The organism is Streptomyces sp. NPDC048254 (genome assembly GCF_043201895.1).
Taxonomy (GTDB): domain Bacteria; phylum Actinomycetota; class Actinomycetes; order Streptomycetales; family Streptomycetaceae; genus Streptomyces.
Genome location: NZ_JBICZJ010000016.1, coordinates 38,641 through 57,755, shown reverse-complemented (window position 1 = coordinate 57,755; position 19,115 = coordinate 38,641). Strand labels below are relative to the sequence as shown.

Here is a 19,115-nt window from a genome sequence, read left to right as displayed (position 1 = left end):
CGGGCTGCGGAGGAGGTTCCGCGGCGGGGCAACCGGACGGACCCCGGCAGGGTTTGCCGGGACGCGGGGGGAGTGCCGAGATCACCCGGGGGGAACCGCCCGGGGCATGGCTGTCTCCCGGAGATCTGCCGTGTGGCATCAGCGGCGGATCGCCGAGGCATGTGTGAGGTGGCGGGGGGAGAGACCGACCTGCCGCGCGTGCTCCTTGCCCGGCAGGTCGGCTCGGCTCCGGATCAGCAGTGGGCTCAGCTGCGGGCGTTCTTCGGCACGGTGATCTGCTGCTCGCCCCAGCCCATCCGGGTGGTCGCCGCGTAGTCGACCGTCGTGCCCGCCTTGAGACCCGCGGTCCTGGCCCTGGTCGAGGGCTCGACCAGCAGGGTCTGGTCGCTGAGCATGGCGCCGGTGGACGGGTCGACGACCAGTCGCTCCCGCGTGGTGCCCAGCGGCGTCGGGTAGGCCGTGGGGAACTCGACTCCGACACCCTCGCGGCCCAGCGGGTCGGTGACGTGCCCGACCACCCGGACGCCGGGCAGATCGGCCATCACGCGGTACGCCGCCGCCCGGACGCCGGGCTTCACGGGCATCGTGATGAGGTTGCCTGCCTGGCGCAGCATCCATTCACTGCGGCCCGACGTACCGCTGTCGGCGTTGTTGTCCTGCGCGTACAGCGCCTCCAGATAGCGGCGCAGTCCGTCGCTGGTGGAGGGCAGCGCGCGCAGGTCCTTGTAGGAGACGTTGTTCGGGCCGACGGCGTAGATCTTGTCGTCGACGCTCGTCTGCATGACCATCGGTCGCCCGGCTCCGATGGTGTAGGCGATCTTGGCGTTCCCGGACCCGTTCTTGATCTCGGCCACGACCGTGTGGGGCGAGCCCGCGGCCTTCCAGCGTTCCTTGTCCGTCGCCGTCCTGGGCTCGGTCGCGGAATTCTCTCCGGAGACCATCAGGCTCTTCGTTCCGGGCCGCACTCCCACCGACCAGTTGTCGGTCCCCGTGTCGCTCACGGCGATGAGCTGCCCGTTGGCTTCGGCGGCATCCACGTGCTGCGACTGCGTGATGGTCTGCCAGTACGTTCCCTCGGCGGGCGAGGATTCCGCGTTCCTGGCCGCACTGAGCAGTTCGATGTGGCCGTCGACGCGGATGTCCGCCCCGGAGCCGGGCTTCTGCGCCGGGACGGAGGACTGCGGCTGCGCGGTCGGCCGATCGGCCGGTCCCTGCCGGCCGATCGTGCCCACGGCCGCCACCACGGACGCCGCGACGGCCACGAGGGCCACCGCCCCCAGAGGGCGGAAACCGCTTCTGCGGCGCGGTGCGACGAGGCGCACCGCGCGGTCGTCCGCCGGCTCGGTGACGATGCGCGCGAAGTCCTGCTGCCGCCGTGCCGGGTCCACCAGCAGGGACGGATCCAGTGCGTCGGGCCGTGCGTCCGCGAGCACCTTCATGACGTCGGGCCGCTCGGACCGCTTGTTGGTCTTCTTCACGCAGGGGCTCCTTGGTGGTGGGTGGGAAATGATGCGGTCTCCGGGGAAGCCGCCGACGCCGCCTCTGACGCCTGTGCGGTCTCCAGGGCCTTCTCCAGACGGCGGCGGGCCCGGTACAGCCGGACGGTCAGCGTCGCGGTGGTGCAGTCCAGAACCCGGGCGGCCGCCTTGGCGTTCAGGCCGTGCCAGGCGATCAGCGTCAGCAGTTCCCGGTCGGCCTCCGGCAGGCTCGCGAGGGCCTGCAGCGCGATGTGCCGGTCGGTGACCACTGCCGCGACATCACCGACGTGGTTCTCGGCGTCGCTGCCGATGCGCTGTGCTTCCTCGGCGGCGAGGAGGTACTGGAGCGCGTCCCGGCGGCGCAGTTCGCGCACGAGGTTGCGGGCCACGCCGAGAAGCCAGGGCAGTGCCGGGTGGGGAACGTCGCGCATGCGTCGCCAGGCGACGGTGAACGTCTCGCTGGTGATGTCCTCTCCCACCTCTCGTCCGACCAGGCTCGTGGCGTAGGCAAGGACGCGTGGGTAGCACTCCTCGTAGACACCTCGAAAGCGCTCAGCAGGTGTCACGCGCCCTCCTTTCAACTCGGCTCTCTCACCGAGCAATGCGTGTGGCGGCTCGTTTCTTACACGCAGGAGCCGACAAACCTGCCGCTGTGATCGACGTCACGCCGGAGAGAAACCCGATGCCATGTCCAGCAGAGGACCACGCCCTTGCGGTCTTGCCTTCGCGGACTTCGCCCCCGCCGACGCGATGCGATATCCGTATGGAGGATGAGCGTCACGCGATAGGGTCGCCGTCGTGAGCATGAACCTCGATGAGCGGGTCAGATCGGCGGTGGCGGCGCTGCTGCACGCCACCGGCGAATCGCAGACCAAGCTCGCCGACGTCCTCGGCGTGACCCAGGCCCAGGTCAGCCGACGCCAGTCCGGCACCGCCGCCTGGAGCCTGAGCGACTGCGAAGCGGTCGCCGCGCACTACGGCATCGACCCACTCGACCTCCTCGCGGGACCCACCCGGGCCGCCGAGGCACTGCCCGCCGCACGCCGCCGCACGCCCGGCCGCCAGTCCGGCACCGGGAACGGCGTCCTCCGGTCCGCCGCTGCCGACGGGGCGGGGCGATGACGGACTTCGGAGCGATCGACGCGCTGCTCGCCGGGGCGAAGAAGGAGGTCCCGCTGCCGCCCGCCGAGGAACGACGGCACCTGCGCGAGGAACTGAACCTCTCCCGCGCCCAGCTCGCGCAGGCCCTGGGCGTCAGCTCGTCCACGGTCGCGGGCTGGGAGGCGGGACGCGACCCGAGCGGCGCGACCCGCGAGAAGTACGCCTACTTCCTCGAAGGAGCACGGACCAAGCTGGCGGCTCCGGCGGCCGAGGACGCCCCAGCCGACGAGCCCGACGAGCCCGACGACGTGACCCTGGCGGCGACAGGGAGCGACGCCGAAGCCGACGCCGTCGACGTGCTCACCACACCCCGGCCCTGCGTACTGTGCGGGCAGCCCGCCCGCCACCAGGTTGAGGGCTTCCCCCAACACCTGGACCGCGCCGAATGCGGCACCCCCGCCCCGCTCGGCGAACCCACCCCGGCGGAGAAACCCGCGACCCCGGCGGAGCCCCGGTGGACAGCGCCCGCGGACACGCACCGGCCCGCGCAGCGCGGCGTCAAGGTCGTACCCGCCGGCCGCCGCCTGAAGACCGCCGATACCCCGGACCTGATCGGCTCCGCCGTCGCGGCCGCCCTCGCCGAGCATTCCGGAGACCTGGGGGCGGCGACCAACACACTGGTGAAGAAGGCGATCCCGGACGCGATGGCACTCCTGGACCACAGCCGCAAGGGCGGCCGATACGAGGTGGTCGCGCACCCCTGGCTCCCCGACGTCCTGCGCAAACAGTCCTCCCGCGGCGCCGACCAGATCTGGGAAGCCCGCCCCAAGTGGACCAGGCCCGAACTCCCGCCCGGCGAGCACGAGATCACCGCACTCGACGTCAACGGCGCCTACCTCAGTGCCCTCAAGACCCACCTCCCGCTCGGCCAGCTGGAACACTCCACCGGCGACCAGCACGACCGCCGCCGCTCCGGCGTCCACCTCATCACTCCGCCCGACTGGGACCACGACGACTACCTGCCCAACCCGATCGGCAGCCGCGACGAGCCAGGCCCGCTGTGGGTCACCGAACCCACCCTGCGTCTGCTGTTGCGCGTGTCCTCCGCCAAGTACGGGCTGTGCGACCCGCCGCAGATCCACGAGTCATGGACGTCGGGCGCGACGGAGGGCCTCCTGGAGAAGTTCCGCGTCGTCCTGAAGGACGCCCGGGACCGGGCGATCACCGAGGACGACGAGGTGACCCTCGAATACGTCAAGGCCATGTACTCGAAGTTCGTCTCCACTCTGGGGGAGTCGAACTACAACCGGGAGCTGTACCGCACCGACTGGATGCACCTGATCCGCTCCCAGGCCTTCGCGAACCTGTGGTGGAAGGCCCACCGCGCCTACGACGAGGGGCTCATGGTGGTACGCGCCATGGGCACGGACGAACTGCACGTCACCGGCGACTGGCGCGCGGTGTTCCCCGAGGGTCGAGGCGTCGCCGAAGTGAAGGTCAAGGACGTGTACACCGTGGGCACCGGTCCTGCGGACGACGGCCTGTGAACCCCTGTACGCTCATGAACACCCGTCACCCGGCCGCGCAGCGAGGAGTGGAGCATGCCGGAGAGGAACATCGACTTCGGCAAGTTCGGAGCCCGCGGCGTCAAGGGATTCGAGGCCGTTGCCCGCCAGCTCGACGCCCTCGCCGGCTTCGTCGCCACTCCGATCACCCAGAGCCGTGGTCTCCTTGCCCGGCTGCACTATCTGACCCGCAGCGACCGCGCTCGCCAGGCGGCCCGCGAGGCCGGGCTCACGGTCACCGACCGCACGCTCAAGGCGTGGCTGGATGGCAGGCGCAGTCCGTCCAGGCGGAACCTCCAAGCCATCGAGACCGCCTACCGAACGGTCCGCCGTCACAACGTGGCCCGCTATCTGACCGCCCGCCTCAACCGCGAAGGCCGCGGCACCCGCGTGGAGTTCCACCCCCTCAACCAGTCTCAGGTCACCCGCCCGCATCAGCGCGTCGTCTCGTTCCGCACCCTCAACGTGCGCCGCTGGGACCGGATTGTCGACGCCTGGGCCAACGACGACAGTGACGCCCTGGACGACGCCTGGATCAACGACGCGACCGTGGATCTGGGCTCTGAATGGGGCCAGTACGAGTACGTCACCAACATCGGCTTCGCCGCCTGATCACCCCTGCCGGACCGCACCCGGCGGTCCGTCCTCTTCGGCGCTCTCTGTTCTGTGCCGAGCCCGCCCAGCTTCCGGCTTCGAGCGGCCTTCGTCGACGGCGGTGCCCCGCGCCATGGCGGGTGTGCGGAAACAACGTGTGAGTGGGTATTCCGAGGGGGTATAAGAGGCCTGCTAGCTCGCCGTGTGACGCCCGTTAGTATGAGTGGACACGTGGGGCAGGCCGTGCGCCACACACAAGCGGGCAGGCGCCCCTAGCACACGAGGTGACCCAATGACGACAGCGCTGGTCTACGCGATATACGTCCTAGTCGCGGTGTTGTACGTCTATGCCCTGGTCGACTGCGTCAGGACGCCTGCTACGCGCATTCGCATGTTGCCCAAGGCGGGCTGGCTGATCGCGATGGTCCTGTTCCCGATCTTGGGCGCCATTGCCTGGCGCAACCTCGGCAAGCGCTCCGCGTCCGCGGAGGGCCCAGTGTCTGTCGCCTGAGCTCTCACTCACCGCTCCCACGTGTCGTTCAGAGCCATTCGTTGACCGCCGCGACCAGCACGGTCGCTTCGTAACGGACGGCGGTTGTCGTACCGGGTGGCGACAGCTCGGTGGCGCTTGAGGCGGTTGCCGCCGCACTCGACAGCACTCCGCTGCTTGTGGTCGTTCCTGCCGAACTTCTGCGGCCTGCCACCGAGCGAACCGCGCTTTTGCCGGTTGCGGACCCGGAATGGTGGCCTTGATACCGATCCGGGGCACCCGGACCGGCTCGAACCGCGGGGCAGTGAGAATCCTGGCCGTGGTTTCGCCCTGCCGCGCCGGCGCCTGAACAGGTCGTAGACCCGGTCCCACGGCCCATAACGCTCCGGCACATCCCGCCACCACGCACCCTCGCGCGGGTCCGACCACCCGTATGCCCGCCATCGACTGCTGCCGAGTCGACACACGCGGGGGTTCCAGCCTGGTCTACCGGACGTTCGCCAGGTCCGCGCCATACACGGGACGCTCGGTGCGTAGGTGCGTAGGTGCGTAGGTGCGTAGGTGCGTAGGCGCGGTGTGGCCCTGACGCCGGTCGGGCCACCGGTGCGGACCGATGCGGCGAGCCTCGTCGACGTTCACGTCTTCTGCCATGTGCCTCCCGGCTTGGCGTGGCGCGATGTCACCGGCGGTGGGCTCGTAGGGCACGTCCTCCCGGCACGGCACATGGTCATCACTCGCTTGACGGGTGACGTACGCGACCCCGCGCGGCAACGTCGGCATGCACCCGTGAGGTCGTGGTGGCCCGGTGCCCCGGCGGGAGGAGGTGAACCGCCACCGAGCGGTCGTGGCGGGAATGCCGCAGGGCCCGTCCTTCAGGACCTCGGTGTCCAGGTTGCCCTCCAGGTGGTGTCCCGCGCCATGCGACAGGCCATCTGTCACCAGCTTGACCGGTGATGCTTGTCGTGAAACAGTCAGGACCGCCCGCAACGCGGTGCACCCGGCGGGGCCTGCTCGTCGTGCCGACAAACCGGCGCATTGGCTCTACATTCGTATGGCGGAGGCATTTCCATGATCAACAGACGTACCTTCAACAAGGCCATCGGTATCGGCACGGGCGCGACCGCGGTCTCGCTGGCCGGATTCCAGCCCGATGCGAACGCCGCACCAGGCCATCACACCGAGGGCGGATCGCCGGCGCCGACGGTGCCCACCGTGCCCCCGGGTGCGCACACCTCATTCGCCCGGCTGAAGCAGGTCAGGGCCGGTGTGCTGGACGTCGGTTACGCCGAGGACGGTCCCAGGCACGGACCCGTGGTCATCTGTCTGCACGGCTGGCCCTACGACATCCACAGCTACGTCGACGTCGCTCCGCTCCTCGCTGCCCAGGGCTACCGCGTCATCGTCCCGTTCCTCCGTGGCCACGGCTCGACGACGTTCCTGTCCTCGCGGACGGTCCGCAACGCACAGCAGTCGGCTGTCGCCCTGGACATCATCGCCCTGATGGACGCCCTCAAGATCGACAAGGCCCTGCTGGCCGGCTTCGACTGGGGCTCGCGCACCGCCGACATCATCGCGGCCCTCTGGCCGGAGCGCGTGAAGGGACTGGTGTCCGTCAGCGGATACCTCATCACCAACGTCGAGGCACAGAAGAAGCCGCTGGCGCCCAAGGCCGAGTACACCTGGTGGTACCAGTACTACTTCGCCACCGAGCGCGGCCGCCTCGCCATGGAGGACAAGACCGACCGGCACGACCTGTGCCGGCTCGTCTGGGGCACCGTCTCTCCGACCTGGAACTTCGACGACGCCACCTTCGAGCGCACGGCCGCCGCGTTCGAGAACCCCGACTACGCGGCCATCGTGATCCACAACTACCGCTGGCGACTGGGCCTCGCGGACGGCGAACGCCGCTACGACCGCTACGAGAAGGCACTCGCCACCCGCCCCGTCATCGAGGTGCCGACGATCACGCTCGACCCGGAACGCGACCCCTTCACCGCCCCTGGCGACGGCGCCTCCTACCGCGACCGGTTCACCGGCAAGTACGGCCACCGCACACTCGCCGGGATCGGCCACAACCTGCCGCAGGAGGCACCCACGGCCTTCGCCCAGGCCGTCGTCGACGTCGACCACTTCTGAGGCCGTACGCCGGACGGACGCCGCCCTGCCGCCGTCCACGCCCCCGGGAATCCCTGCCGGCGGGTACTTGCCGGCAGCCGACAGCCCTGGCCGCCCGCGACAGACAGCGGGCGCGGTCATGGGTTCGCTCCCCATGTCATGATCGCGCCTGGCTTAGCACCCGGGCCGGAGCTGGGCTGGTGCCGCGCCGCCGCGGACTCCCGGCGGCTCCTCGGGTCGCCCTGTGCCGTCCGTCGGACGGGGATGCTGATGCGAGAGCCCGCTTTGGCGGACGCGATACCGGCCCGACCGTCCTACCGGTACCTCCTCAGGAGCGTCGTCCCAGCCATCCCCGTTCCGCCGCGAGCAGGCCGATCTGGAAACGTGTCTTCGCCCCGAGCGCCGTACCCGCGTCGCTGACGTGCTTCTGCACGGTGCGGCGGCTGATGCCCAGAGCCCGTGCGATGGCGTCGTCCTTCATGCCGGTCGCCATCAACCGGAGGACCTCCCGGGTCCGCTCGTCGGGCCGCGGCGTGGGAGCACCGCCGGCCGGCACGGGGCGGTCGTGGCCGGCGCCCAGGAACGCGGGGACCGCCTGGTCCCACACCCTCTCGAAGAGCGCGGCCAGCGCCGCCACCAGTGCGAAGGAGTGGACCACCAGTGATCCCGCCGTCGGCCGGTCGGGACGCACCGGCAGCAGGGCGGAGGTCCGGTCGAAGACCACCAGCTTCGTCGGCAGGTGCGACGCGAGCCGCAGCTCGCCGCCGTCGGCCGTGCCCCGTGAAGCGGTCTCCAGCGACACCGCGTCGGTGAAGCCTTCCGTCTCGTACACGGAGCGAAGGCGCACCCCCGCGGCCACCTCCGGTGCCGGCGAGGATGCCCGGTCAGCCGTGACGTAGGGAGGCTTCGCCAGGTGCAGGACCTCGGCGTTGCTGCTCCGCAGCAGCTGCGCGTAGCGCGCCGCTGTCTCCTCCCCCTTCTGCAGTACCTCTACCAGGTGCGCCGTCCGCGGGGCGGAGACCGCCTCGTACGCCGCGTACAGGCGTTCCGCCAGCTCCTCGGTCCGGGCCAGTTCGGTGCGCCGGCGTGCGAGCAGGCCACCGAGCGAGGACCGCGGCGGACTGACCGTCCAGCGGGCGGGCCGTCCAGCGATCCGTATCACCAGTGAGGCCTCCTCCAGCCGTTGGAGCGTCCGCTCGGCCTCCTGCGTGGACACCCCGGCCGCCTGCGCCACCGATACCACGTCGGCCGGCGGCGAACCCACCAGGTGCTCCAGCAACTGCCCCTCGAACCAGTCCAGTCCGATGGATGCCCAGGGACTGTCCGACGTGACGTCCATACGGTGTGACACTCCTGTACGCCGGGAAGGGGACGAGCCCGGCCGAACGCCCTGTCCGGCCGGGCTCGATGGTAGATCCGGTGCCACCGGCCGGGAGCGGTGCCGTGCCCTGGTGGCTCCCAGCCGTGTGTCGGAACAGGGTGTACAGACCGTCGTTTCACGGTCAGGAGCCGTTGCCGTGACCCGGCATGCCCATCCGTTGACCGTGCTGAGCCCGCTGGTGGCGATTGTCGTGGTCAGTATCGGTGTCTGCATCGTCGGCTACCGCTGTACCGGGGTACGCCCGTTGGCCGCCGCAGGTGTACTGACCGGCCTCGGGGTCGCGGCCATGCACTACCTGGGCATGGCCGCCATGCGTCTGGACGGCGAACCGCATTACAGCGTGACCGTGATCGCCCTGTCGGTCGTCATCGCGGCCTGCGCTGCGCTATGGGCGGCCATCAACGTCCGCGGCTTCCTGCCGTCCCTCTGCGCCAGCCTGGTCATGGGGCTCGCCGTCTCCGGTATGCACTACACCGGTATGGCCGCCGTCAGCGTCGAGCTCCACATGAGCGACCACGAGTCGATCGGGCGCGCACCGACCTCACTGGTGCTGCCCATGCTCATCGGACCCGTCATCTTTCTCGTCGTCGCAGGGGTCATCGTCATGTTCGACCCGGTCCTCATCCTCGGAGACTGGAACCAGAGTTCGGCCCAGCGGCAGGATGCCGAGGCGCGCGTAGCGGCAGAAGCGGACACCGCTTTGATCCCACCTGCAGCCTGAGTCCAGGGCGCCGGTCAGGCCCGCGCCGTCGCCGGCGCTGACATACGAGGTGTCGGCGCTCCACGCGGCATTCGAGGACCGCGTACATCACCTCCGACCGCCCACAGGAAGTCGGCTCTGAAGGCGGCCGGTTCCTGAGCCGACTCCAGCGTGGAATCGCCCTCCCCCGGCCGGGTGGACCGAGGGACCCGCCCCGGCCGAGCCTCAGGTCAGCGCTTCACGTCCGCCACGGAACGGTCATCCGCCACCCGCTCCACCAGCCGCCGGGCTTCATCGAGCGCGGTGTCGGCGTCCGGCGCGGGATGTGCGGTCACCTCTATCAACTGGGCGAAGAGCCGGGCGAGCCGGCCGTCGCCGGCGTACGTCAGAGTGATGCTGCCGGCCAGCAGAGTCTCGCGCACCCGGTCCGGGGTGAAGCACCCGTCTCCGACGCAGGCCACCATCAGGCGGCCAGCAAGGCTCTGCTCCAGTGGCCCCGGTGCCCACAGGCCCTGTTCGAGGTCCTCGGCGAGGGCGGAGACCAAGGAGGTGAGCCGCTCCACGGACGGCGTGGGCCGTCCCTGGAGGGCGAGGTCAGCGGCTGTCTTGTGGGACATGGGAATCGATGGCCTTCTGCTCGGCGCGGGTGATGCGTTCTGTCCTGTCTCGCCGGACAGCAGGTCCGGCAAGGAATCGCCCGGTGCGGGTTTCAATCAGAATACGTGTGTCACCGGCACCTGATGCATCGCCTGCTCGCCCGAACCATGTATGCCCGGTACCGACGAAGTCCAAGATACGTGTTTGGTGAGATCCATCCCCACCCCGGAGCATCGGGCCGACGACCAGTGGCATCATCGCCAGAGAGACCGGAGAAACCATGAGATCGGACGCACGCTGCAACCGGCTGCGCATCCTCGAAGCAGCGGCGGAAGTTCTCGCTCTTCCCGGAGACACCTCGCTGAAGTCCATAGCCCGCAGAGCGGGCGTGGGCCAGGGCACCCTCTATCGTCACTTCCCCACGCGGGAGTCCCTGGTGATCCAGGTGTACGGGGACGAGGTGGAGGCGTTGGTGACTGTCGTACCCGCCCTGATGCGCGGCTTGCGGCCGCCGCTCGCCCTGCGCGCGTGGTTGGGGCGCCTGCTGACCTTCGGGAGACGCGCCCCGGAGTTCGCGGACGCGATGCGCGTGGCCACGGCCACGCCGACGGAGTCGGGCCGGCAGGCCCACCAGCCGCTCTTCGACGCCCTTTCAGTGCTGGTGGAGGCGAACATGACTGCTGGGACCATCGAGCCCGGGACGACGGCCGACGACGTATTCCTTCTGGTCGGACCTCTGTGGCGGGTCGATACGGACGAGGTGGCGGACGCCCGTTTCGTACGCCTCCTGGACGTGGTCATGAGGGGGCTGTGCTCGGCGGCGGGCTCGCCGCAGGGCCCCCTGGCGACGGATGCCGCGCACTTCCGGGACCGAGGCGGCCGGTCGCCCGCACGGCGACTCTGAACGCGGTGGTGGCCGCAGCCGCTTTCGCCGGCTGTCGAGAGGCCGTGTGCGGCATGTGACGGTCGGCGAGGGCGGTTACACCACCAGCGAGTCGCTGATCCGGCAGTTGCTGACCGACGCCCGTCCGGGAGTCGCCCTTCCGACGCCCAGCGATCTGCCCGACACCACTCCGACCGACCGGGATCTCATTCCCGAGATGGACCTGGGGGCGGATCACGCGGAGGCCTACACAGGTGGCCCGCTCACCCTGGGTACCCTCACCTCCGCCGATCCAGCGACGCCGCCGTCCGGCACGTTCTCCCTCTCCGGCACCTGGTCCGTCGGTCAGGAGGCACTGACCAGCAGGAGAGACGCCGCGGTCACACTTGCCTGCTCCGCCCGTGAGGTCTACCTCGATGTCGGTGGCACCGGCACCGGCACCGGCACCGGCACCGTGACCGTGGACGGCAAGACCACCACCCACAAGGTGTCCGGCGCGCCCGACATCCACCCGGTGGTCAGCGGGAACACCTCACGGCCCGCGGTGGTCACCGTCCGACTGTCACCCGGACTCAATGCCTATTCCTTCACGTTCGGCCGAGTTCCCTGCACGGACCCGCGCCGGCCCGCTGGCGACGACCATGGTTCACGGAACCGCCGAGGCGCTGACGTGCCTTGGTGCGGCAGGTCGACGACCCCGCGCGGCCTGATCGGCACCCGCCCGGGCGGCATGCTGTGCCGCGGCCTGTGCAGGCGGTGACGAAGACAACGGCCGCGGTGGTGCAACCGGTGGGTGTGAGACGGATCGTGAATGGCCATCGAAATTCAGACGACATCAGCCATTCGGGTCAGAAGCCGGCGGCGCCGTGGAAACGTCGTGAGGGACCACATCACGACGCCACCTTCGGCTGCCTCGTCTGTTGCCATTCCGCGCGGGTCAGTTCCTGGAGTGTAAGTTTATGCAGGTGTTTACGCCCCCGGGATATCCTGGAACGGATAGTTCCGATCGGCACCCCACTGTTCTTCGCGATCTTGGCGTACGTCCACCCTCCGTCGGCAACGAGCAGAACGGCCTCTCGCTCCGGTGGAGGCAATCGCTTCAATGCAGAACGCATGGCAAACAACATGGCACGATCTTCGTAGATTTGGGAAATTTCATCGGCCACATCAGGGCCGGTGAGTCTGTCCTGCAGACGTTGACCCAGCGCCGACTGCTGGGCAGCTCGAAAGTATTTTTCATCTAGAATCTTACGGGCTACCGCCAAAAGCCAGTCCATCACCTTGTCGGACTCGGCGGGCAAATCCGACTTATGGAGCCATGCCTTCAGTAAGGTCTCCGCGACAACATCCTCTGCACAGTCCTCATTCGAATCAGGCAGGGCAGGGTATCGACATATCATATCGGCGCACCGTCGACACAACTCATCGAAAATAATCGGAAATCCCTCTCCGAAAATATACATATGCGCCTTACGGTCTCGCGGTAATACTGCTGCCGGTGGTGTGGGTCATAAAAATCATTGATGTATCAAGAATGCATCATGGGCGTGTCGAGGATGCGCAGCTGTCAGCCGGGTGTGCCACATCTGTCGCCTTGGCGTCACCAGCATGCGTGGAGTCGTCGATTCCGGCCCTGGCCTGCGAATGCCGCCGCCCCCTGGGGAGCAGCGGCAGTCGCAAGGCTGACTTCGACGAACGCCGCTGGCCTAGTACCAGTGGTTCGCCTGCCAGAACGTCCACGCCGCACACGGGCTGCCGTAACTGCTGTTCATGTAGTTCAGGCCCCACTTGATCTGAGTGGGCGGGCTGCTCTGCCAGTCCGCGCCTGCTGAGGCCATCTTGGAGCCCGGCAGCGCCTGGAAGAGGCCGTAGGCGCCGGAAGAAGGGTTGACGGCACGGTAGTTCCAGCTGGACTCGTGGTCCACGATGTTGCTGAAGCACTGAAACTGGCCGCCCGGCACCATCTGGCGCGCCATCGCCTGGATCTGCGCGACGGTATAGGAACTCTGCACGGTGAAGCTGGAGGCATCACGCGTACTGCGGCTTGCCGCCGCCTTGGCCTCGGCGCGCTCCGTGGCCGCCTTCTTCTTCGCGACCGCGCTCTGCGCGGCAGCCCGGCGGGCCGCCTCCTCGGCGTCCTTCTTGGCGCTCGCGTCGGCGGCGATGGCCTGGGTGTCGGCCTGCTGCGTCAGGGACGCGGCCTGCACCTGGACTTGCTGACCCGCGGGGATGTCCGCGAGGAGCGTGGTGTCGGTTGCCGTCGCCTCAGCGTCGTTGGGCTGTGCGACGCTGCCCGAGGCAACGCCGATGACGCTTCCGACGGCGGTGACCGCGGTGGCCGAGGCCACTGCGAATCCCCGGACCGAAATCCGGCTCACACGTTTTCCTTCCGGCATCGCCCGCTTCGGTGACTCTGACGGACGCAAGCGCGCCCCTGACACTGGCCTCCCCACGACGGCGTCACTGGAGGCACGGACCCGGTGGGCAACTCCCCGCAGGGGAGCGCCGCGTGCAGAACGGGCGGCATACGACGACGCTATGGAGTTGACACTGGTACTACTGCGGTCCCGAACCGCTGGGGGAAACATGTGTCGTATGCGGGGCCTGACAGGAGTGTGACTGTGCCGCACCCGACACCGGATGGCAATTCTAGATCACGTGTGAAAGCTCACACGTGCCCACCGCGGCCAGCCCCGGACATCGCATGCGCACGAAGCGACCGACGGATGCGGTACTTGACCCTCCTGACTCTCAACCAGTGACATGTGCTTGGACGCGGCCCACCCGCTGCTGGTGAGCAACGTGCCGACGACGCACTGCGTCAGAGAGCTCAGAAACGGAATAGCCACTTATGGCGAGGGCTACCAGGACCTTCTCGACGAGGTGTGGGCAGTGCTCCCGAAACGGGATCTCAACCAGCCATAGCTCATGACCTGTCGGAGCAGGAACCGCCGGACCGGTTCCTCCCGGCGTCAGCCGCTGCGGGGAATGTCGAACCGCCGAGAGGACCAGGCGCGGAACGGCCGCTTCCGGAGCACCCGTTCAGAGCCTCGTCGCGCACCGTCCTCTCCTTCCGCCATAAACTTGTTCGTCAACTATGAGCTGTCCGACTCAGTGAGATGCCGCCGTGTGGCGTCCGGCACGGACAGGGCCCGAGCCGTCTGCTCGCTGATACCTGTGAGATGTGCGGATCCCATGACGGCGTCGAAGTGCATCACATTCGACATCTGAAGGATCTCAATGTCCGGGGGCGGGCTACCAAGCCCGCCTGGGCTCATGGCCGCGCGTCATCGGAAGACCCTGGTCGTCTGCCGTGTCTGTCACGAAGGTATCCATTTCAGTGGACGCCCATCGCGACGGCCGAGCACCAGGCCATCACCACCGAGACCAGGATGCCGATCTACCTCCGCAAGCCGCGGAGCCCGTGGCAACACGGCACCAACGAGAACACCAACCGGCTGCTTCGGCAGTACCTCCCCAAGGGCGCCGACCTCCGCACGTTCAGCCAGGCCGACCTGGACGCCATCGCTCACGAACTCGACCACCGTCCGCGCAAGACCCACGGCTACCGCACTCCGGCAGAGGTCTACGCCGACCTCCTGAACAGCGGTGATGCGCTGACCGCTTGAGCTCGCCGTCGTTTGCCGACAGGCCGCAACCTGGTCCGAACCCCCGGCGCGGTAAGCGTCCGGATCGCGGCACCGAGAACGGCGTCGTGCGACACCCCATCCACCTCTGTCCGATGAAGTAGCCGCACAGGTATCGATATCCGGCCTGGGGCGGTCCCGGGAAGGGCTGGACGTACATGGCGTGCCGGGTACCGTGTATTGCATGGTACCTGATGTGGCAAGCAAGGGTGGCCCAGGTAAGGCGGAGAGTCAGCTCCGCAAAGGAGTGCTGGAGTACTGCGTCCTGGGACTTCTGCGCAGTGGCGCTCGCTACGGCGTAGAACTGCTCGAGGTGCTGGGCACCGTGAACGTGATGGCCACCAGCCAGGGGACGATCTATCCATTGCTGGCCCGGTTGCGCAGGGACGGCTTGGTGGAGACCACCTGGCAGGAGTCCCCAAGTGGGCCGCCGCGCCGCTACTACATGCTGACCCCTCAGGGAGAGGCGGCGCTGACGGAGTTCACTGAGATCTGGCCGCACTTCCGCGACGCCGTGGACCGCTTCATCACCGATTAAACGTCCGAACTCCCCACTGCCCTTACCTGGAGATTCACTATGAAGACCGTCGAGCACCCGCTTGCGGTGGCCTACCTGGAGGCTGTGGCACGCGAGGCCGCAGCCCTGGCGCCGGAGCGCCGCAACGAACTTCTTGCCGACCTGACGGAGCACATTGCGGTGGCATTCGCCGAGCAGCCGGCCCGCACTGAGGCGGAGGTGAAAGTCGACCTGGACCGCCTCGGCGACCCCCGCACCATCGTGGCCACCGCCCGCGAAGGCGAGACCAATGCGCTGCCGGTAGGCAAGTGGCACAGCCTTGCCCCGTTGATCTTGCTGCCGGTGGCAGGACTTCTCGGGGGCGTCAACGTCGTCCTAGGCGGCATTGTCATGATTGCGGGCGTCGTGCTGCTGTGGGCAGCACCTCACTGGAGTCGGCGCGACAAGATCATCGGCACCGCGGCCACGCTCCCGGTCCTTGTAGCGCTTGTCGGCATAGCCCTCACCGCAGCGACAACGGGGCCGCTCGACCCGGTGCTGCTCACTCTCGTCGTCCCCAGCGTGCTGATCCCGGCGGCCGCATCGCTATACCTCTTCCAGACAGGGCGCCGCATGTGGTCATGATGAGGAATCACCTGTTCTGGCAGCGTCACCGACCACATGGCGCGGACCGGGCACTCTGACGGCCGGCGCAAGTTCGAGCCGCCGGTCCATGTCGAGGCGGAAGGTGCCGTACGGGTGGATGGTCGAACAGAACGACGCGGTCAAACCGCGCCGGTCCTCGTCGGACAGCTTCTTGCCCAGGCCGGCTCGGCGAGGACCTGTTGCCACAGCGGGGTGCTGATGGCGACAAACGCAGACCGGAACAGCTGCAGGGCGAGTATCGAGGTCTCGGTGTGTTCCTGGTCCGAGCGGTCAGGGCGTCGTCCTTGCCGTAGCGCAGTACGCCGTCAGCTTCTTCTCCGCCCGCCGCTCGGCACGAGCGTTGATCTTGTGGACCAGAGCCACCAGCAGCCCCACCAGTGCGTCTGTGAAAGGGGAGCACAGCGCCGCGAGCAGTGTGATCCGTGCGTCCTCGGCGGTGTCGCGGAAGTCTGAGGGGGTACGTCTTGACTGCCCGCGGCCACCATCGTCTCCGAGCAGTCCGCGGACAGCCCCTCGGGAAGGCCGAATTCGCGCACGTCGTTCAGCTTGGTGATCTCGGTCAGCAGTGAGTCCAAAACTGACCGCGCCCGGGTCACGCTTGAGTGAGGCGAGCAGGGCGGCGCCGTCCTCGTTGTCCTCCGCCACCAGAGCCAGCAGGCGGGCCAATCCGACGTCGTCCAGGCGCTCGACGGTCCGCTTACAGAACGCCCGCTCCCATCGGTTGCTGGCCGCCACAAGCACTTTGTCCACATGGGTCGGGCCCGGCGGCTCGATCCGCTCGACACTGCACTGCACTGCACCAACAGGCCTCCCACTGCCGGTACTTGACCAACACGACCGGGCGGACCTCCGTCGACAGCCACTCCGGCCGCAACGGCACAGCCTCGCGGATCTTCTTCCGGTACCGAAAAGATCAGTAGTCGCCATCCTCCAGCGTCCAGCGCGCCACCACCTCTTCCAGCGACCACCCTCGTCACACACCCGCTCCTTGCTGTCGTCGAGGCGTCGGTTCATCCGATCAGCTCAACGAGACGGCAGCCGCAGCCCCTTGGAACCTACCGGCGGACTACTTGCTCCCTAGTGTCCGAGCTGGGACTCTCGGACCTCGACGCGGGGCACACGCTGCTGTCGCCGCGGCTCACCTCCAGCGTGTCTACTGCCGTCACCGCTCGGCAGTAGGCAGTAGGCAGTAGGCAGTAGGCCGTGGCGCTCATGCCCTTCACACATGTCTTCCGGTTCGGTGCCGTGCCACCTCTCCACCATTCCTTCACGCACCCGCGGGCATCCGCTCAACCTCCGTTCACCACAGTGTCCTTGAGCCATCGGCGGCAGACCCGGACCCCTTATAGTCGGCCACAGACCGAGCTGCCCCCGCAGAGAGACGTCGTACCGTCCCGGGCGGGCATCCCGGCACATGCTTCCCAGTTGTTAAGGATCATCGCCTTGCGCAAGAGAAAGAGGGCGGTCGGCGTCTCCGCCGCGATCGCCGCGAGCGTGCTGACCGCGAGCGGCATACTCATATCGCCGGTCGCCGCCCAGGCCGACACCTCGAACAGCACCCCCACCGCCCGGCAGCAGGCACTCCGGTCCGCCGCCGCCGAGTACCACATCCCGTCCAGCGTCCTGCTCGCCCTGGCCTACCAGGAGTCGCGCTGGGAGTCGCACGGCACCCAGGTCAGCAGCGACGGCGGCTACGGGGTCATGCACCTCACGGACGTCACCCCCGCGATGCTGGCCGGCGGCGACGCCGGCGCCGTGGGCCGCGCCGACCTGAAGGACCTCGCCGCCGGCCCCGCCCTGCACACCCTCCAGACGGCCGCGAAACTGACCGGCCTGTCCGCGCGGGAACTGCGCGAGGACGACACCGCCAACATCCGCGGCGGCGCGGCGCTGCTCGCCTCGTACGAGAAGCAGCTGACCGGCGGCACACCCGCGGACGCCTCCCGGTGGTACGGCGCCGTGGCCCGCTACAGCCAGTCCAAGCAGCAGCAGGGCGCGTCCGGCTTCGCCGACCACGTCTTCGGCACCATCCGCGGCGGAGCCGCCGTGACCACGCAGGACGGCCAGCGGGTCCGCCTGGCCGCCGACCCGTCGATCGCTCCCGTGCGTTCACAGGCCACCGCACTGGGCCTGAAGGCGGCGACCGCGGACACCGCCGACACCGAGTGCCCGCCCGCCGTCCGCTGCACCTTCGTCGCGGGCTCTCCCGCCGGCCGTCAGGTCTCCAACCGGCCCGCCAACGGCATCAGGATCGACACCATCGTCATCCACGACCTGGAGACCACCTACGACGCCGGTGTCACGGGCCTGGCCAACCCCACGAACCCCGCCGCGACCAACTACGTGATGTCCTCGGACGGTTCGGTCACCCAGATGGTGCCCACCAAGGACATCGCCTTCCAGGCGGGCAACTACTCGACCAACCTGCACTCGGTCGGCATCGAGCACGAAGGCTACGCCGTACAGGGCGCGGCCTGGTACACCGAGGCACAGTACGAGGCCACCGCCTACCTGGTGCGGTACCTGGCCACACGGTTCGACATCCCCCTGGACCGCCAGCACATCATCGGCCATGACAACGTTGCCGGTCCCAACTCGTCCCTCGTCTCCGGAATGCACTGGGACCCGGGCCCCTTCTGGGACTGGGACCACTTCATGAGCCTGCTGGGCGCCCCGCTGAGCGGTCTGCACGCCGTTCCGCAGACGGGCTCGGTCGTGACGATCGACCCGCCGTTCGCGCAGAACAGCCAGACGATCCAGGTGTGTCCCTCCGACGACCCGACCGGGCAGACGACCGCCTGCACCGAGAGGCAGCAGCAGGCGAACTTCGTCTACCTGCGCACCGCCCCGAGCGAGACGGCCCCGCTCTTCGGCGACCAGGCCATCCATGGCACCGCCGTGGGCACCGACCGGGTCAACGACTGGGGCAGCACGGCCCAGTCCGGGCAGCAGTTCGTCGTCGCGGACGTCCAGGGCGACTGGACGGCGATCTGGTACAGCGGCTCCGAAGTGTGGTTCTACAACCCCTCCGGCGCCAACACCAAGACCAGCTACGGCGTGAAGATCATCCGTCCCGCGAACACCGGCGCGGTCTCGCTCTACGGATCGAGCTACCCCGACAAGGCGGAGTACCCGGCGGGCCTCGGCGCCTCGACGCAGGCGCCCCTGAGCATGTACTCCATCCCGGCCGGTCAGGCCTATGTCGCCACCGCCGAACCCGCCGCCACCGACGACTACTTCCCCTCCAACGGAGCGGTCGTCATCGGCGCCAAGAAGATGTACACCATTCAGTACAACCACCGTGTGGCCCTCGTCTACGCCGGTGACGTCACGGCGACCGAAGCAGTCCATCACTGGGAGGACTGACCCGTTCCGAGCCTCCGCGCGGCGGGCCCGTCCGGC

The 19,115-nt window shown here is 68.5% G+C and carries 19 protein-coding genes and 1 pseudogene; 13 read left to right on the top strand and 7 right to left on the bottom strand.

Translation table 11 applies throughout. The features are described 5' to 3' along the window. Positions 1-245: 245 nt before the first annotated feature. Both ACGFZQ_RS36100 and ACGFZQ_RS36095 read right to left on the bottom strand, forming a co-directional pair. Positions 246-1,478 carry a CU044_5270 family protein gene (locus ACGFZQ_RS36100; protein WP_393843901.1) on the bottom strand — a complete coding sequence of 411 codons (1,233 nt, stop codon included), beginning with the start codon at positions 1,476-1,478 and terminating at the stop codon, positions 246-248. Further along, positions 1,475-2,044, bottom strand: coding sequence for an RNA polymerase sigma factor (locus ACGFZQ_RS36095; protein ID WP_393843900.1), 570 nt, complete (start codon positions 2,042-2,044; stop codon positions 1,475-1,477). The genes ACGFZQ_RS36100 and ACGFZQ_RS36095 overlap by 4 nt, the downstream gene beginning before the upstream one ends. Positions 2,045-2,282: 238 nt before the next feature. Between ACGFZQ_RS36095 and ACGFZQ_RS36090 the strand changes: the two genes are divergently transcribed. The 5 genes from ACGFZQ_RS36090 (at position 2,283) to ACGFZQ_RS36070 (ending at position 7,364) form a co-directional block, all read left to right on the top strand. Further along, positions 2,283-2,600, top strand: coding sequence for a helix-turn-helix transcriptional regulator (locus tag ACGFZQ_RS36090; protein ID WP_294010407.1), 318 nt, complete (start codon positions 2,283-2,285; stop codon positions 2,598-2,600). Continuing rightward, positions 2,597-4,126: a helix-turn-helix domain-containing protein gene (locus ACGFZQ_RS36085; protein WP_393843899.1), complete on the top strand. Its 1,530-nt coding sequence runs from the start codon at positions 2,597-2,599 to the stop codon at positions 4,124-4,126. Before ACGFZQ_RS36090 ends, ACGFZQ_RS36085 begins: the two co-directional genes overlap by 4 nt. A gap of 54 nt (positions 4,127-4,180) precedes the next feature. Continuing rightward, positions 4,181-4,756, top strand: coding sequence for a transcriptional regulator (locus ACGFZQ_RS36080; protein WP_393843898.1), 576 nt, complete (start codon positions 4,181-4,183; stop codon positions 4,754-4,756). 274 nt (positions 4,757-5,030) lie between these two features. Further along, positions 5,031-5,249, top strand: coding sequence for a PLD nuclease N-terminal domain-containing protein (locus ACGFZQ_RS36075; protein ID WP_393843897.1), 219 nt, complete (start codon positions 5,031-5,033; stop codon positions 5,247-5,249). Positions 5,250-6,296: 1,047 nt separating this feature from the next. Further along, positions 6,297-7,364, top strand: coding sequence for an alpha/beta fold hydrolase (locus ACGFZQ_RS36070; RefSeq protein ID WP_294010398.1), 1,068 nt, complete (start codon positions 6,297-6,299; stop codon positions 7,362-7,364). Positions 7,365-7,671: 307 nt separating this feature from the next. Here ACGFZQ_RS36070 and ACGFZQ_RS36065 read toward each other — a convergent pair whose 3' ends face one another. Next, a complete protein-coding gene (locus ACGFZQ_RS36065) occupies positions 7,672-8,682 on the bottom strand; it encodes a LuxR C-terminal-related transcriptional regulator (RefSeq protein WP_393843896.1) in 1,011 nt (336 codons plus the stop codon). Between the two features lie 178 nt (positions 8,683-8,860). Between ACGFZQ_RS36065 and ACGFZQ_RS36060 the strand changes: the two genes are divergently transcribed. After that, complete coding sequence (locus ACGFZQ_RS36060) at positions 8,861-9,445, top strand: MHYT domain-containing protein (RefSeq protein ID WP_393843895.1); 585 nt, start codon at positions 8,861-8,863, stop codon at positions 9,443-9,445. Between the two features lie 209 nt (positions 9,446-9,654). Here the strand turns inward: ACGFZQ_RS36060 and ACGFZQ_RS36055 are convergent, their stop codons facing one another. Further along, positions 9,655-10,041 (bottom strand): hypothetical protein, encoded by a 387-nt coding sequence (locus tag ACGFZQ_RS36055; RefSeq protein WP_393843894.1) that lies wholly within the window; start codon positions 10,039-10,041, stop codon positions 9,655-9,657. 260 nt (positions 10,042-10,301) lie between these two features. Between ACGFZQ_RS36055 and ACGFZQ_RS36050 the strand changes: the two genes are divergently transcribed. After that, positions 10,302-10,925 (top strand): TetR/AcrR family transcriptional regulator, encoded by a 624-nt coding sequence (locus ACGFZQ_RS36050; RefSeq protein WP_393843893.1) that lies wholly within the window; start codon positions 10,302-10,304, stop codon positions 10,923-10,925. A gap of 46 nt (positions 10,926-10,971) precedes the next feature. Continuing rightward, positions 10,972-11,664, top strand: coding sequence for a hypothetical protein (locus tag ACGFZQ_RS36045; RefSeq protein ID WP_393843892.1), 693 nt, complete (start codon positions 10,972-10,974; stop codon positions 11,662-11,664). Between the two features lie 130 nt (positions 11,665-11,794). On the opposite strand, the gene ACGFZQ_RS36040 is transcribed toward ACGFZQ_RS36045, so the two are convergent. Together ACGFZQ_RS36040 and ACGFZQ_RS36035 are read right to left on the bottom strand one after the other, a co-directional pair. Then, positions 11,795-12,367: an RNA polymerase sigma factor gene (locus tag ACGFZQ_RS36040; protein ID WP_393843891.1), complete on the bottom strand. Its 573-nt coding sequence runs from the start codon at positions 12,365-12,367 to the stop codon at positions 11,795-11,797. 243 nt (positions 12,368-12,610) lie between these two features. Continuing rightward, positions 12,611-13,282 carry a transglycosylase SLT domain-containing protein gene (locus ACGFZQ_RS36035; RefSeq protein WP_393843890.1) on the bottom strand — a complete coding sequence of 224 codons (672 nt, stop codon included), beginning with the start codon at positions 13,280-13,282 and terminating at the stop codon, positions 12,611-12,613. A 741-nt stretch (positions 13,283-14,023) separates the two neighbouring features. Here ACGFZQ_RS36035 and ACGFZQ_RS36030 point away from each other — a divergent pair. The 4 genes and pseudogenes from ACGFZQ_RS36030 to ACGFZQ_RS36015 form a co-directional block, all read left to right on the top strand. Further along, positions 14,024-14,116 (top strand): annotated as a pseudogene (locus ACGFZQ_RS36030) (hypothetical protein); the annotation flags it as partial. 180 nt (positions 14,117-14,296) lie between these two features. Further along, a complete protein-coding gene (locus ACGFZQ_RS36025) occupies positions 14,297-14,533 on the top strand; it encodes a transposase (RefSeq protein ID WP_393844064.1) in 237 nt (78 codons plus the stop codon). A gap of 202 nt (positions 14,534-14,735) precedes the next feature. Next, the gene (locus ACGFZQ_RS36020; RefSeq protein ID WP_393843889.1) at positions 14,736-15,089 is read left to right on the top strand and encodes a PadR family transcriptional regulator; all 354 of its coding nucleotides are present in this window, start codon (positions 14,736-14,738) and stop codon (positions 15,087-15,089) included. Between the two features lie 39 nt (positions 15,090-15,128). After that, positions 15,129-15,692: an HAAS signaling domain-containing protein gene (locus ACGFZQ_RS36015; RefSeq protein ID WP_393843888.1), complete on the top strand. Its 564-nt coding sequence runs from the start codon at positions 15,129-15,131 to the stop codon at positions 15,690-15,692. A gap of 291 nt (positions 15,693-15,983) precedes the next feature. Here the strand turns inward: ACGFZQ_RS36015 and ACGFZQ_RS36010 are convergent, their stop codons facing one another. Then, positions 15,984-16,448, bottom strand: coding sequence for a hypothetical protein (locus ACGFZQ_RS36010; protein ID WP_393843887.1), 465 nt, complete (start codon positions 16,446-16,448; stop codon positions 15,984-15,986). Positions 16,449-17,156: 708 nt separating this feature from the next. On the opposite strand from ACGFZQ_RS36010, the gene ACGFZQ_RS36005 reads away from it, so the two are divergent. Further along, entirely contained in the window at positions 17,157-19,079 is a 1,923-nt protein-coding gene (locus ACGFZQ_RS36005; RefSeq protein WP_393843886.1) for an N-acetylmuramoyl-L-alanine amidase, read from the top strand. The last annotated feature ends 36 nt before the right edge of the window (positions 19,080-19,115 follow it).